Annotated in this window: 14 protein-coding genes and 1 pseudogene; 10 read left to right on the forward strand and 5 right to left on the reverse strand. The window is 65.8% G+C overall.

Going from position 1 to position 14590, the window contains the following annotated elements:
* Window positions 1-4: 4 nt before the first annotated feature.
* From QOH60_RS24210 to QOH60_RS24230, 5 genes and pseudogenes are all read left to right on the forward strand, one after another.
* Entirely contained in the window at window positions 5-760 is a 756-nt protein-coding gene (locus QOH60_RS24210; RefSeq protein ID WP_526424420.1) for a DUF2786 domain-containing protein, read from the forward strand.
* A complete protein-coding gene (locus QOH60_RS24215) occupies window positions 757-1248 on the forward strand; it encodes a TIGR04338 family metallohydrolase (protein WP_526424421.1) in 492 nt (163 codons plus the stop codon). Before QOH60_RS24210 ends, QOH60_RS24215 begins: the two co-directional genes overlap by 4 nt.
* Window positions 1245-1907 (forward strand): O-methyltransferase, encoded by a 663-nt coding sequence (locus tag QOH60_RS24220; RefSeq protein WP_526424422.1) that lies wholly within the window; start codon window positions 1245-1247, stop codon window positions 1905-1907. The genes QOH60_RS24215 and QOH60_RS24220 overlap by 4 nt, the downstream gene beginning before the upstream one ends.
* A gap of 63 nt (window positions 1908-1970) precedes the next feature.
* Window positions 1971-2243, forward strand: a pseudogene (locus QOH60_RS24225) (FAD-binding protein); the annotation flags it as partial.
* A gap of 36 nt (window positions 2244-2279) precedes the next feature.
* On the forward strand, window positions 2280-3086 hold the full coding sequence (locus QOH60_RS24230) for a DAPG hydrolase family protein (protein ID WP_526424423.1): 807 nt from the start codon (window positions 2280-2282) through the stop codon (window positions 3084-3086).
* 25 nt (window positions 3087-3111) lie between these two features.
* On the opposite strand, the gene ilvD is transcribed toward QOH60_RS24230, so the two are convergent.
* A complete protein-coding gene (ilvD, locus tag QOH60_RS24235) occupies window positions 3112-4809 on the reverse strand; it encodes a dihydroxy-acid dehydratase (protein WP_526424424.1) in 1698 nt (565 codons plus the stop codon).
* 88 nt (window positions 4810-4897) lie between these two features.
* Between ilvD and QOH60_RS24240 the strand changes: the two genes are divergently transcribed.
* The 3 genes from QOH60_RS24240 (at window position 4898) to QOH60_RS24250 (ending at window position 7015) form a co-directional block, all read left to right on the forward strand.
* Window positions 4898-5479 (forward strand): DUF305 domain-containing protein, encoded by a 582-nt coding sequence (locus tag QOH60_RS24240; protein ID WP_526424425.1) that lies wholly within the window; start codon window positions 4898-4900, stop codon window positions 5477-5479.
* Window positions 5480-5803, forward strand: coding sequence for a copper-sensing transcriptional repressor RicR (gene ricR, locus QOH60_RS24245; protein WP_526424426.1), 324 nt, complete (start codon window positions 5480-5482; stop codon window positions 5801-5803).
* A gap of 168 nt (window positions 5804-5971) precedes the next feature.
* Entirely contained in the window at window positions 5972-7015 is a 1044-nt protein-coding gene (locus QOH60_RS24250) for a L,D-transpeptidase (RefSeq protein WP_526424427.1), read from the forward strand.
* Between the two features lie 9 nt (window positions 7016-7024).
* Here QOH60_RS24250 and QOH60_RS24255 read toward each other — a convergent pair whose 3' ends face one another.
* Entirely contained in the window at window positions 7025-9001 is a 1977-nt protein-coding gene (locus tag QOH60_RS24255; protein ID WP_526424428.1) for a M13 family metallopeptidase, read from the reverse strand.
* 132 nt (window positions 9002-9133) lie between these two features.
* Here QOH60_RS24255 and QOH60_RS24260 point away from each other — a divergent pair, with 132 nt between their 5' ends.
* Together QOH60_RS24260 and QOH60_RS24265 are read left to right on the forward strand one after the other, a co-directional pair.
* Window positions 9134-9739, forward strand: a complete 606-nt coding sequence (locus QOH60_RS24260; RefSeq protein WP_526424429.1) for a hypothetical protein — start codon at window positions 9134-9136, stop codon at window positions 9737-9739.
* Entirely contained in the window at window positions 9736-10443 is a 708-nt protein-coding gene (locus tag QOH60_RS24265; RefSeq protein WP_526424430.1) for a hypothetical protein, read from the forward strand. Before QOH60_RS24260 ends, QOH60_RS24265 begins: the two co-directional genes overlap by 4 nt.
* On the opposite strand, the gene QOH60_RS24270 is transcribed toward QOH60_RS24265, so the two are convergent.
* From QOH60_RS24270 to QOH60_RS24280, 3 genes are read right to left on the reverse strand one after another with little or no spacing between them, the layout of a single operon-like run.
* Complete coding sequence (locus tag QOH60_RS24270) at window positions 10415-10849, reverse strand: CoA-binding protein (RefSeq protein WP_526424431.1); 435 nt, start codon at window positions 10847-10849, stop codon at window positions 10415-10417. The two genes, QOH60_RS24265 and QOH60_RS24270, sit on opposite strands and share 29 nt — an antisense overlap.
* 30 nt (window positions 10850-10879) lie before the next feature.
* Entirely contained in the window at window positions 10880-11416 is a 537-nt protein-coding gene (locus tag QOH60_RS24275) for an XRE family transcriptional regulator (RefSeq protein WP_526424432.1), read from the reverse strand.
* Window positions 11413-14331, reverse strand: a complete 2919-nt coding sequence (locus QOH60_RS24280; protein WP_526424433.1) for an MMPL family transporter — start codon at window positions 14329-14331, stop codon at window positions 11413-11415. The genes QOH60_RS24275 and QOH60_RS24280 overlap by 4 nt, the downstream gene beginning before the upstream one ends.
* Window positions 14332-14590 lie beyond the last annotated feature (259 nt).

A 14590-nucleotide genomic window follows, 5' to 3' on the forward strand; every position in this document is an offset into this window, starting at 1 on the left:
GACTATGACTGACGACAAGATGTTGGCGAGAATCGCCGCACTCCTTCGCCAGGCGGAGAGCACGGACAATCCGCACGAAGCCGAGGCGTTCATGACGGCGGCTCAGCGGCTCGCCACCGCCACCTCGATCGACCTGGCGGTCGCGCGCTCTCATGCGGCAACTCGCACCAGGGCGCAAGAACCCGTGCAGAGGACGATCACGATCGGAAACGCCGGAACGAGAGGGCTGCGTACCTACGTGCAGTTGTTTGCGGTGATCGCGGCCGCCAACGACGTTACGGTCGACGTGGCGTCCAACTCAACGTTTGTGTACGCGTACGGGTTTGCCGAGGACATCGACTCCAGCCACGCGTTGTACGCCAGCCTGGTGATGCAGATGGTGCGCGCGTCGGAGGCATACATCGCCACGGGTGCTCACCGCCCCACCCCAACCATCACGGCGCGGCTGAACTTCCAGCTCGCGTTCGGCGCCCGGATCGGCCAGCGGCTGGCGCGCGCGCGTGACGAGGCCAAGCAGGAGGTGACCACCAGGGCAAGCGCCGTGCCTGGTACGGCAATCGCGCTGCGGAACAAGGAAATTGAGTTGAAAGACTTCTACTCCCGAGAATCCAAGGCGCGAGGCACATGGCAGGCGCACCGGGCCTCGGCGGGCTACTCGTCCTCGGCGCGGCGGGCGGGAGACCGAGCGGGGCGCCGGGCACGGTTGGGGCGCAGTTCTGAGCTGCCCAACGGCCGGACCCCGATAGACCGGAATCGATGAGCCGCGACGCGCAGCGCAGCAAGGTCTACGCGGCCGAACAGTTCGTGCGGACGATGTTCGACCGCGCCGCCGAGCACGGCTCCGGTGTCGTCGACTTCTTCGGCACGCAATTGACGCTGCCGCCCGAGGCGCGATTCGGGTCAGTGGAGTCGGTGCAGCGCTATGTCGATTCAGTGCTGGGCCATCCGGGTGTGCGACAGCAGTGGTCGGTGAGCGAATCGGTCGGCGTGCGGGCGCGGCGCGGCGTCACCGCCGCGCATTACGAGGTCGTTAACGGCGACGCGGTGATCGCGGTGCCCGCCCGCGACCGCTGGGCGTTGCGGGAACTTGTTGTGCTGCACGAGATCGCGCACCACTTGTGCGGCGCGGCACCACCGCACGGTCCCGAATTCGTACGCACCTTCGCGGCACTGGCCGGGCTGGTGATGGGTCCGGAGGCTGAGCATGTGCTGCGGATCGTTTACCTCAAGGAAGGAGTCGCGCAATGACTGAGCCGACTGATGTGGATGCGCTGTTCGACCGGTTACTGATCGGCGACGACCCGGCGCTCAGCGCGGCACGGGAGGCCAGCGTCGCCGCGGGGCTGCCCACGATCGAGGTGTCGCCGCAGTACGGGCAGTTCCTGTACCTGCTGGCGTCGGCGACCGGTGCGCGGCGTGTGCTCGAAATCGGCACGCTGGGTGGCTACAGCACCATCTGTCTCGCGCGGGCGGTGGGGCCCGCCGGGCGGGTGATCACCCTCGAATACGAGCCGAGGCACGCCGAGGTCGCCCGGGCCAACCTCGATCGCGCCCTCATCGGCGACCGCGCCGAGGTGATTGTCGGAGCCGCGCTGGACACGCTGCCGCAGCTGGCGAAGCGGCCGGACCATGAACCGTTCGACCTCGTGTTCATCGACGCGGACAAAGAAAACAACGCGGCGTATGTCCGGTGGGCGGTGGAGTTGGGCCGGCCGGGGTCAATGATCTTGGTGGACAACGTGGTTCGGGCCGGGCGCGTCGTCGCCCCGGCGCACGAGGACCATCAGGCACAAGGTGTGGTCGACATGTTGAACACCATCGCAGAGCACCCGCGACTCGAGGCGGCGGCAATCCAAACCGTCGGAGTCAAGGGCTGGGACGGTTTCCTGCTGGCTCGTGTGACGTAGTCGCGGTCAGTCAACGTCACCAAACCGGCCCGCCGGAGCACAGGCGTCACTAGGTTGCTCGTCATGACGGCTGTCGGCGGGCTTGCCGCCGGACGACACTTCTTCCGCGGCGACGACGGATACGAGAATGCGCGTCGCGCGACGGTGTGGAACCAGCGTGTCCCCGATCGGTTCCCGACGTGATCGTGCACGCCTGCGACGCCGACGACGTCGTCGCGACGATTGTGTACGCGAAGGCCGGCGGCCACCAAGGTCGGCATCCGCTCAGGTGGTCACAGCTGGGCGGCCAACCACCTCCGCGACGGCGGCGTGCTCCTGGACGCCAGCCGAATCGAGCGCCGGTTCTACAGCTGGATGGGACGGGTATAGAAGATGGGCACCGAGTACCTCGGATATCGAGACGGCGACGCGGCCACCCCGTTCGGAGTGTTCTTCGAGCCCGAAATGGCCGAACTGCCAAGGCATGTGGTGGCGGCGTTGGAGCACGGCCCGCAAGCGGAGCCGACGCTGCTCGCGTTCGACGACACGCACACGCTCGACGACGAGGGCTACCACCAGACCGAGAACGGCTACGGCCTGTGCCGCGACGGCAGTGTCCGGGTCGCGGTATTGACCGACATGCCGGAAGTCACGCCGGTCATGTGGGAGTGGTGGTTCGGCTGGCACGGCTCGGATGCGCGTCGCTACAAGCTGTGGCATCCGCGCGCGCACGTCTCAGCCGCATGGCAGGACGGCGACGACCGCAGGCGCCGCGGGTCAGCACGCTATGTCGGGCGCACGTCGTTGGTTACCGAGTACATCGGCTCATCGATGCTGCGCGCGGCGATACGGTTCGTCCCCCCATCGGCATTCGGCTTGCCGGCCGCGGACAGCAACGTGGTGCCCATCTGCGCCCGGCTGGGGTCCAGCGACGTCCCAGTCGACGCGGGCTGGCTGGTTCACCACATCCGCCCGACGAGTGACGGCAGCGAGATGCGCTCCCGGTTCTGGCTGGGCGGCCCTCATATCGCAGTGCGGAAGGCGCCCGGCGTGGCCAACCGGGTGGCGCGGCCGGTGGCGTCGCGAATCCTTGGAGCCACTGTGGATTACGCGCGCGATCTGCTGGTGCACTGTGCCCAGGAGATGAATCACCTCGCCGCATTCCTGCCCGCGCTCTACGAGCAGTTCGGCGGCGAGTAGGGGCTGCTCACCTCCCGCGCGAGCGTTACGTGCAGACGGCGCCGACCGCGGCCGAGCCGACGAGCTTCACGTATTTCGACAGCACGCCGGTGGTGTAGGTCGGCGGTAGTGGCTTGAAATCTGCTTTGCGAGAATCGAATTCATCCGTGTCAACGAGCACGTCGAGCGTCGCGTTGGCCACGTCCAGCCGCACTTGGTCACCGTCGCGCACGAACGCGATGGGACCTGCGTCGACGGCCTCGGGAGCTACGTGCCCGACGCAAAGTCCCGTGGTGCCGCCGGAGAACCGGCCGTCGGTGAGCAGCAGCACATCCTTGCCAAGCCCTGCACCCTTGATCGCGCCGGTGATCGCCAGCATCTCGCGCATGCCGGGGCCACCTTTCGGGCCCTCATAGCGGATCACGACGACATCCCCGGCCTGGATCGTGCCGTCCTCCAGCGCGTCGAGCGCGGCGCGCTCTCTCTCGAAAACCCTTGCCGTGCCCTCGAACACGTCGGAGTCAAAGCCTGCGGACTTCACGACAGCGCCCTCGGGGGCAAGGGACCCGTGCAGGATCGTGATCCCGCCGGTGGGATGGATCGGGTTGTTCAGCGCGCGCAGCACCTTGCCGTCCGGATCCGGCGGAGCGATCTCGGCGAGGTTCTCGGCCATCGTCTTCCCGGTCACGGTCAGGCAATCACCGTGCAGCAGGCCAGCATCCATCAATGCCTTCATCACCACCGGCACCCCGCCGATGCGGTCGACGTCGAACATCACGTGCTGGCCGAACGGCTTGACGTTGGCCAAATGCGGCACTTTGGCGCCGACGCGCGTGAAGTCGTCCAGTGTCAGCTTCACGTTGGCTTCGTAGGCGATCGCCAGCAGGTGCAGCACCGCGTTGGTCGACCCGCCGAACGCCATCACCACCGCGATCGCGTTCTCGAATGCTTCCTTGGTCAGGATGTCGCGGGCGGTGATGCCGCGACGGAGCAGCCCGACGACGGCCTGGCCGCTGCGCCGGGCGAACCCGTCTCTGCGGCGGTCGGTGGCCGGTGGCGCAGCGCTGCCCGGCAGCGACATCCCAAGCGCCTCAGCGGCGCTGGCCATCGTGTTGGCGGTGTACATCCCGCCGCAGGCGCCCTCGCCCGGACAGATCGCCCGTTCGATGGCGTCCACGTCCTCTCGGGACATCAGGCCGCGCGAACACGCCCCGACCGCCTCGAACGCGTCGATGATCGTCACGTCCATCTCAGTGCCGTCGGACAGTTTCGCCTTGCCGGGCAGGATCGAGCCGGCGTAGAGGAACACCGAGGCCAGGTCGAGACGCGCTGCGGCCATCAGCATGCCGGGCAGGGACTTGTCGCAGCCTGCGAGCAGCACCGAGCCGTCCAGTCGTTCGGCCTGCATCACGGTTTCCACGCTGTCGGCGATCACCTCGCGCGACACCAGCGAGAAGTGCATGCCCTCGTGGCCCATCGAGATGCCGTCGGACACCGAGATCGTGCCGAACTCCATCGGGAAGCCCCCCGCGGCGAACACCCCGTCCTTGGCGGCCTGGGCAAGCCGGTCCAGCGAGAGGTTGCACGGGGTGATCTCGTTCCACGACGACGCGACGCCGATCTGCGATTTCGCGAAGTCGTCGTCCTCCATGCCGACGGCGCGCAGCATGCCCCGTGCGGCGGCCTTTTCGAGGCCGTCGGTGACGTCCCTGCTGCGAGGCTTCATGTCGAATTCGACCATCATGCAAGTATGCCTTTGCGTCCCCCGACCGAAACGAGCAGGCCAGCCAAGGACGGATACCCCCTAGGGGTACCACTGCTATTGTGGAGCCATGAAGTCGATGCGCATTGCTTTCGTCGCCGTGGCCGCATGCGCGATCGGCTTGGCGTCCGCCTGCACCTCGCCGGACCATCACGCCGCGACGACGAGCAGCGCAGCGGGCACCGAGCAGGCCGACCACAACGCTGACGACATCGCGTTTGCGCAGAGCATGGTTCCCCACCACGAACAGGCCATCGAGATGGCACAGATGGTGCCCACTAATACAGAAAATCAGCAGCTGGTCGGCCTGGCCAACCAGGTCATCAGCACGCAAGTGCCGGAAGTTCAGGCGCTGCGGGTGTGGCTGATGCAATGGCAGGACGCGAGCGGACACGATCCGGCCACGCACGAAGGCGCGCCGATGGCCGGGATGGTGAGCGAGGCCACCATGGACAAGCTCCGGACTCTTCACGGCGCCGACTTCGACCGGTTGTGGCTGATGTCGATGATCGATCACCACCGCGGCGCGATCGCGATGGCACAACAGGAAGTGGCGCGCGGCAAGAACCCCGACGTCATCTACTTGGCGAAGTCGATCGTCACTGCGCAGCAGTCCGAGATCGACCAGATGAATCGTATGCTGGGAGGATAAATGGTTGCAGGACAGGAAGATCGGGCACCGGAGCAAGCAAGAGTACATGGCTACTCGGCGCGCAAGGACGACTACGCAAAGCGGCTGCGCCGGATCGAGGGCCAGGTGCGCGGTGTGGCCAAGATGATCGACGACGACAAGTACTGCATCGACGTTCTGACGCAGATAAGTGCTGTCAACAACGCTCTGCAGTCGGTGGCGCTGGGTCTGCTCGACGAACACCTGAGCCACTGCGTGACCGACGCCGTCGCGGCAGGAGGGCAGGAGGCCGATGCCAAACTCGCGGAGGCGTCCGCTGCCATCGCCCGCCTGGTGAGGTCCTGACGCCCGACGAGTGCCCGGTTGTAACTTTGGTGGCTATCTCACAGCAGTAACGAATCCGCAGCTCAGAGCGATGTGTCAAGCAGTTGTGAACGGGTCGGGGCCCTTCAGCAGGAGATTCCGGCCGCTCGCCCTGTGCGACACTGGGTGATTGAGAGGTCTGGAGGATCGATGAATACCCGTACCGGAGCCGCGAGGCGATCGGCATCGTGGAAATGGACAAAAGGCACGCTGACCCCGGTTTTGTGTGTGAGTGGAGTCGTCGCAGGGATGTTGACGCTTTCGCCGTCGGCTCTGGCCGATCCCGCGCAGGATCCGGGCCAACCGCCCCCTGGGGTTCAAGCGGTCGATCCCAGCGTCCCCACTGCCGATGTGCCCGTGCCGATGGATCAGCCGCCGCCCCCGGCGGACCCGAACGCCCTCGACGCGGTGGGCGGCACCCCGCCCGCGGCCACTCAGCCCGTCGCGGTTGCCGGCCAGGACCCGACGCCGTTCACCGGTGAGGCGCCGTTCCGGCCACCGAGCTTCGACCCGCCCAACGGCGCGACGGTTGGTGTGGGCAAGCCCATCGTGATCAACTTTGCCGTGCCGATCGGTGATCGCGCGCTGGCGCAGTCGGCGGTTCACATTTCGTCCACTCCGGCTGTGCCCGGTCACTTCTACTGGATGAACAACCAGCAGCTGCGGTGGCGGCCGGAGTCGCTCTGGCCTGCGCACACCACAGTCCACATCGACGCGGCCGGCACGCAGTCGACCTTCACCACCGGCGACGCGCTGGTGGCGAACATCGACGACACCACCCACCAGATGACGGTCACCCGTAACGGCAAGGTCGAGAAGACGATTCCGGTCGCGATGGGCATGGCCGGACCCAAGACCGCTACGCCCAACGGCACGTACTACGTCAGCGACAAGTACCCGACGATCGTGATGGACTCGTCGACCTACGGCGTTCCGGTGAACTCGGCGATGGGCTACAAGGTCAACGTGAGTGACGCGGTGCGGATCTCCAACACCGGCATCTTCGTCCACTCGGCACCATGGTCGGTGGCCGACCAGGGCAAGCGCAATGTCAGCCACGGATGCATCAACATCAGCCCCGAGAACGCCAAGTGGTTCATGGCCACCTTCAACAAGGGCGATCCAGTGGTGATCAAGAACACCTCCGGTGGCCTCTACAACCAGAACGACGGCTACGACGACTGGCAGCGGTGAGCTGAGGCTCTAGTTCCAGATCGGCACCCGTTGCGCAGGGTCGAGATACAGCTCGTCCGACGCGGAGACGTCGAACGCGTCGTAGAAGGCGTCGATGTTGCGCACGACGCCGTTGCACCGGAATTCCGCAGGCGAGTGCGGGTCGACCGCGAGCCGGCGAATCGCATCGGCGTCACGCGACTTGGTGCGCCAGACCTGGGCCCAGCCGAAGAAGACACGCTGAAGGCCGCTCAGCCCGTCCACCACAGGTGCGTCCTTGCCCTCGAGTGAGAGCTTGTAGGCCAGAACGGCGATAGACAGGCCGCCGATGTCGCCGATGTTTTCACCAACTGTGAACGCGCCGTTGACGTGGTGGTCGCCGGTCAGCGCGCGGGGGGTGTACTCGTCGTACTGCTCGATCAACGCCTTCGTGCGCGCGCCGAATTCAGCGCGGTCCTGATCGGTCCACCAATCGACGAGGTTTCCGTCACCGTCGTACTTTGCGCCCTGGTCGTCGAACCCATGCCCGATTTCGTGGCCGATGACGGCCCCGATGCCGCCGTAGTTCGCTGCATCGTCGGCGGTCGCGTCGAAGAACGGAGGCTGCAAAATGGCTGCGGGGAAGACGATTTCGTTCATCCCCGGGTTGTAGTAGGCGTTGACGGTCTGCGGGGTCATGAACCACTCGTCGCGGTCGACCGGCGAGCCGAGCTTGGCCAGTTCGCGGTCGTGATTGACGGCGGCACCCCGCAGGACGTTGCCATAGAGATCGTCGCGGTCGACGTCAAGCTTCGAATAGTCCCGCCACTTAGGGGGATATCCGATCTTCGGGGTGAACTTGGCGAGCTTGGCCAGCGCGCGTTCCCTGGTCTGAGGGGTCATCCACTCCAGCGATTCGATGCTTACCTGGTACGCCTTTTGCAAGTTGGACACGAGAACGTCCATGCGCGCCTTGGCATCTGGCGGGAAGTGCCGCTCGACATACTGCTTGCCCACCGCGTCGCCGAGTAGGCTTTCGACAAGTGAGACGCCGCGCTTCCAGCGGTCGCGTATTTGTTCGGTGCCGCTCAGTGTGCGTCCGTAGAACGCGAAGTTCTCCGCGACCAAGTCATCGGTCAGGATCGCCGCACGAGCGGTGATCAGCCGCCAGCGCAGCCACAGCTTCCAATCCGCGATGTCTTCGCTGGACCACAGCGCGGCGAACGCTGTCAGGTAATCAGGTTGGCGCACAACCAGTTCCGCGGCTTCCTCAGGGGAACTTCCCAGCGCCCGGACCCAGCCCGACCAATCGAACCCCGGTGCTTCGTCTGACAGATCGGAGAACTTGCGCAAGTTGTAGGTCAGGTCGGCGTCCCGGCGCTTCACGACGTCCCAGTGCTTCGCGGCGAGCTTTTTCTCCAGCGCAACGATGCGTGCCGCATCGGCGGCATGATCGTCTGCGGTCCCACCGAACACGAGCGCGAACATCGCGGCGATGTGGCGAGAATATGCGGCCAGGATCTCGGCGTACTGCGGGTCGCGGTAGTACGACTCGTCAGGCAGGCCGATACCGGACTGGCTGACATGCAGAAGGTAGCGGGTCGAATCCTTCGAGTCGGTGTCGATGTAGACGCCGGCGGCTCCTCCGACGCCCGTCCGTTCCAGTGCACCCGCGACAGCGGCGAGGTCCACGATGTCGGCCGCCTCGTCGATGGTCGCCAGCTCCGCCTGAAGAGGGGCCAGGCCGATCCGCTCGACCGCCGACTCATCCATGAAGCTCGCGTAGAGATCACCGATGCGCTGCTCGTCCGTTCCGACGCTGGGGTTCGATTCAGCCGCTTGAGTGATCAGATCGCGGACCTTTTCTTCGGCGCGATCGAACAGCGCGCGGAACGCACCGTCGGTGGCGCGGTCTGCGGGCATCTGATACTCGGCGAGCCAGCGCCCGTTGACGTGGCCGAACAGATCGTCCTGGGGACGAGTCGCCGTATCCACGAACGAGAGGTCGATACCGGATTTGATCGTCACGACCCAATCCTTCCAGACGGCCCCGAGGAGGAGCTGGGTCCGTTGGTCTTCGCGCAAGCGCTCATCCGCCGCGGACCGGACCGTCACCGCCGGATGGTTATGGACACAACCGGTGGCGGTACCCTCACGCATGTGTCAGACCGTGACACTCACACAGGGGTGGAAAGCAAACCCGTCGGGCAGGTCCGCCCGCGGGTGTTATCGGGCTTCGGCGTCGGATCGGCCGTGCTCGGGCTTGTCTGTGTGGCCGCGATTGTGCTGACTTCGCTGATCTGGTCGTCGCACCGCGACCAGAAAGCTGAGTTCGATTACAAGGCGCGTGTGATTTCGACGGCGGTGAACTGGGCCGGCGTGCTGATCAACATGAACAAGGACAACATCGAGACCAGCGTGCAGAAGTTGCACGACGAAACCGTCGGCACGCTCAATAGCGAGCTGGATTCCGTGCTTGCGCCGCTGATGACATTCGTCAAAAAGGTTCAGTTGAAGACCACCGGGCGGATCGATGCGGTGGCCTTCGAGTCGGTGCACCAGGACGTGAACCGCCAGCCGGGAACCCCGCCGCCTGACACGACGCTGGGCGGGCTGGCGTCGCGAACCGACACGGCGCTGATCATCGCGACCCTGGTGGCCGAGACCAAGGGTGGGCCAGTGCCCCAGTCGTCTCTCACTCTGCGGATCGGTATCTCGGACGTCGGCGGCAAGCTGCTGGTGTCCGATCTGGAAATGTTGCGATGAGAAACGCCTGGCGGGTCTTCGCATTCGACATCGCCGCGCCGCTGGTGGGCATGGCTGCGCTGGTGACGATCGGGTACGTGCTGGCCTGGAACGTGTGGTGGGTGGCGGCGTGTGCGGTGCTGTGCACGCTGATCGTCGAGGGCATGGTGGTCAACGTCGTGCTGTTCCGCCGAGACAGGGTGACGGTCGGCACCGACGACGACGGGCCCGGGCTGAGGCTTGCGGTCGTGGCTCTGACGACGGCGGCTACCGTCGCCGCCGTGTTGGTCGCCTATACCCAATGGACGGTGCAGGATCGCGAGGTGAACCGCGACATCGACGAGGTGGTTCACAAGGCGGTGAAGTTCGCCGAGTCGACGATGACGTACTCGCCGGCGGAGCCCGTCGCGGCCATCGACCGAGCGGCCGACATGATGGACCCCGAAGACGCGAAAAAGTTAAAAGCGGCCTACGAGCCTGAAATGAAAAAGCAAGCAGCGCAGAATATTTCGTCGCAGGCGCAAACGATCTCCGCCGGCCTGAACCCTCCGATTTCGGCAGACACCGCGATCGTAGCCGTCGTGATGCGCGCGACGCGTCAGCAACCGGGCAAGCCGCAAGAACAAGCGGTGGTCGGCTTTGAGGTGGCGCTGACCAAACGCGGCGACCAGTGGCTCGTCGCGAATCTGATCCCGCTCAGCCCCGCTCCCCCCGCGCCCCAATGAGCCGGGCGTGTTCCACCTTCAGGCACCGGTCCATCACCACCTGAAGTCCAGCGGCCTCGGCATCGATCGCGAGTTGCTCGTCCCATAGGCCCTGTTGCAGCCAGATGCTCTTCGCGCCGACCGCTATCGCGTCCTCGAGCACCGACCGCAGGTGGTCGCTACGGCGGAAGACGTCCACTATGTCCGGCACGACCGGCAGCGCCGAGAGGCTCGCGAACACCGATTCGCCATCGAGCTCGTCGATCGTCGGATTGACCGGGTACATCGCGTAGTCGCCCGTCGCTTTGAGGTAGCCGTACACCTCGTTACTGGGCCGCGTCGGATCCGGTGACACCCCCACGACGGCGAGCGTGCGGGTGGTCTGCAAGAGGTCGCGTACGGCGTCGTCGCCAGGTTCGGTCCACACGCCGCAATGGTATGGCGGCGGACCGCCGCGTCACTTGGTGCGCGTCGAGCGCTGGGCCTTCATCTTCGCGAATCGGTCGGACAGCCGGCGCATGCGGACCATCAGCGAGGCCGGCGGGCTGACAGCGCCCTCGATATAGGTGGCGAGATCTTCAGGAGACGCCCCGATGCGTGACGCAAATTCCCGGACGCTGAGACCGGAACGGTCGATGAGGACCTTGATCTGTTGGGCGACCTCGGCGCGCTCGTCGGCCTGCAGCTTCTCCCGGCCGCGCGTGAGCACCTCGGACAGGGCCTTGGAGATGCCGTACGACGAGCCGGTCTGCAGCACCTCTTCGACCTGCCGCGCGGTGCGGCCGTAGGGGTCGCGGTTGAGGGCGACGACGATCCGCTGCCACACGGTGAGATCGCCACTTTCGATCGCGATCCGGATCGCTGCAGTGGGCCAGAACTCGACGGGCTTGCTTTCGTAGGCGACCAGAGCCGAAGCCGGGTCTGCTGCCGCCAGCCGGACTGTGGGCGCAGCGTCGTCATGTGCGCCCATTCTGACCTCGCCGGCCAACGTCACCTCGCCTCCTCCAGCATTGCGACGGCCACCGACAGACACCGATCCTTGACGTGCTTCCAGTCCACGTCCGGATCCACCTCGTCGTCCGCGGGCCGCGGTTCGGCAAGTCTGCGAACGAGTTGAGTGGCCACCCACTGTCTTCTCGGCTGTTGCCCACAGTAGTACTTGTCCATCCCCGCCAGCACGGACGCGACCGTTTGAGTGTCCATCGTGGCGACGATGTCAGCGAAGTCGGCGTAGTCGCGGCTGCTGTTGCGGCACATCAACAAGTAGCACTTCATCCGCAGCGTCTCCGCGCCGGTGGGAATCTGCAGGCGATCACCGGTGGGCAGCTGGACGTTGGTGGTCTCGACGGGACTGCGTCGCTCGACGGGTCTACTGTCGCCGTCGGCGCCGACCGCAAGCGCGTCCAGCGCCACCGACAACCTGCCACGCCACATCGTGACGGGGTGCACACTGCGGCCCGCCCACGGCGTCGTCTTGCGGCTGTACCGGCGCGAGGCCGGGCGCTGGCCGGGCACGGCCGCGCCGTTGGTGTGCCCGTTGTTGTGTGCCGGCTCGCTCTCGGGTAGCTCCTCGCCCCGGCGGGCGCAGCCGGTGAATGCGAGCGGGTCGGCAACGCAAATAGTGTCGGGGGCAAGGTTTTTCAGCTTGGCCGCTGACTTGACCACCATCCGGACGTCTGCATTGGGTGCCACCAGGGCGGAGATGTCGTCGGGGATGAGGACGACGTCGCCGATGTCGACCTTCGGCAGCGGGCGCTCGAAGTCGACCGACGGCAGTATGCGGTCCAGCCAGCGCGGCAGCCACCAGTTCCATTGCGCGAACATCGCCATCAAGGCGGGCACCAGCACCAGCCGCACCACGGTCGCGTCGACCGCGATCGCGACAGCGCACGCGACCCCGATCTCTGCGACTAGGGGCATGCCGGCGAATGCGAATCCGATGTAGACGGCGATCATGATCAACGCCGCGCTGGTGATCGTTCGCGCGCTGGTGCTCACACCCCACGACACGGCGTCGCGAGTGTTGTTGGTCTGCAGGAAACGCTCCCTGATCCGCGTCAGCAGGAAGATCTCGTAGTCCATCGAGAGCCCGAACGTGATCGCGAGCACCAGCGGCGGGACCGAGCTGTCCAGCGACGAGAGCTTCTGGAAGCCCAGGTCGGTCAGCCAGCCCCACTGGAACACCGCGACGATGCTGCCGTACGCCGCGGCGACTGACAGCACGGTCATCAGCACACCCTTGAACGCCAGGAACACCGACCGGATGGAGATCAGCAGCATCACGAATGCGATGACGGACACGAAGAGGAACACCCACGGCTGGGTTTGCTCCACGCGGTCGTCGAAGTCCTTGATCAGCGCGGTCGGCCCGCCGACGTCGATGCGGGCGCCGTCAGCCGCCGGTCCCTGGGGCAGGCGTTCGCGCATCCAGTCGATGGTCTCGCGGGCGGCGAAGTCCTCGGGGTCCACCGACATCACCGCCGAGAGGAGCGCGCTGCCCTTGTCGTCGGCGAGGACGGCCGGCTGCACCGTCACGATGTTCGGTGCCTCCTTCATGCGTGCGGCCACCTGGTCGATCGCCTGTTGATGAACGGGGCTGCTGACGTCGCCGTCGTTGAACGACACCAGGACCCGGATCGGTCCGAGCGCTCCGGGCCCCAGCGCTTCCGCCGCAGCGTTGACGCCGCCCCGGATCTCGTGGGTGGGCGGGAACTGGCGCTGCATGCTGTTGGCCAGGCTCATCGACAGAGCGGGCGCGGCGAGTGTGAGCAACACCGCAGAGGCACCCAGCGCCGACAACCACGGCCGGCGCATCACCTTCTCGATCCATCGCGTCCAGAACGGCGACTCGGTGGATTCTGGCCGACGCGACCAGTGCAATAGCGACGAGCGTTTCGCGGCCGCGCGGCCGAACGTCGCAAGGATCGCCGGCGTGAGCGTCGTCGACGTCAGCACGGCAATGCCCACTGTGAGCACTGCGCCGGTGGCCATCGACCGCAGCACCGGGGTGTTGATGAGATAAATGCCGCACAGCGATGCGATCACCGTCATGCCTGACAGCACCACCGCCAGCCCGGACGTTGCCATCGCCGCGTCGGTTGCCTGTTTCGCGTCCCGTCCGGCGCGCAGCTCTTCGCGATAGCGCATCAGGATGAACAGCGAATAGTCAACGGCCAGAGCGATTCCGAACATCGACACCGTCGGCGCTACGAACACCGACATCGTGGTGACAGTTGAGAGCAGATAGACCATACCCATCGACACAGCGACGGTGATGACCCCAAGGATCAGTGGCATCGCCGCTGCCGCGAGCGACCCGAACACCGCGAGCAAAACGATGAGGATGATCGGAAGGTTCCACTGCTCGGCTTCCGCGATGTCCTTTTTCGTGTTCGACTGTGCCGCCGCGCCCAGCGCGCCCTGGCCGATCACGAAGAGGTCGACCTTGCCGTTCTCCAAACTCGCCGGCTTGTCACTCTTGATCCCGATGTCGTTGCGCAACTGCCTGGCGACGTCGACCGCGCCCGTGTTGTTGAACGCCAACTTCAACGGGATGACGTAGGGTCGCTCGCTGCTCGGCGGCGGCTGCGGAGTCGGCGGCGCGAGGGCCACGCTTGGCACCTCGCTGACCTTTTGCTGGAGGACCGCGACCGCATCGGTCATGTCTTGCTCGGTGGCTCCGTCGCGCGGCGCGGCGACGAGCGCCAGCGGGGATGCGCCTTCGTCCGGATAGTGCTTCTCGAGTTCCCGCTGCACGTGCAGGGACTGTGATCCTGCGACTTCGAAGCCGCCGCCGGTGAGGTTGCTGGACTCGTGCAGTGCGACCATGACTGCAGGGACCAGAAGCAGCAACCACGCAGCAAACACCGCCCAGCGACAGCGGCGCAGGTTGCTGCTCAAGCGCATCATGAACTGCTGGATGGTCTTTCCCCGCTTTCTTCCGCGTCGTGAGCCTACAGCAGCTTTCTGGGCCTGACAGCCCGCTGACCTGCCCTTCGGGGAGGACTGATGCCCTAGCCCCGAGATCGCAGCGGCGTAACACCTGATGGGGTTACCTCGATATTCACCTCGTGGATTGGCGGACTGCCGCCGGCCGATGGCACGATGTGGGTCAACTGTTTGCTGGCCCGGGACTTGCCGACTGGGCGTAGATGCGCCGGCTGCACAT

This window comes from Mycobacterium sp., assembly GCF_032159765.1.
Lineage (GTDB): Bacteria > Actinomycetota > Actinomycetes > Mycobacteriales > Mycobacteriaceae > Mycobacterium.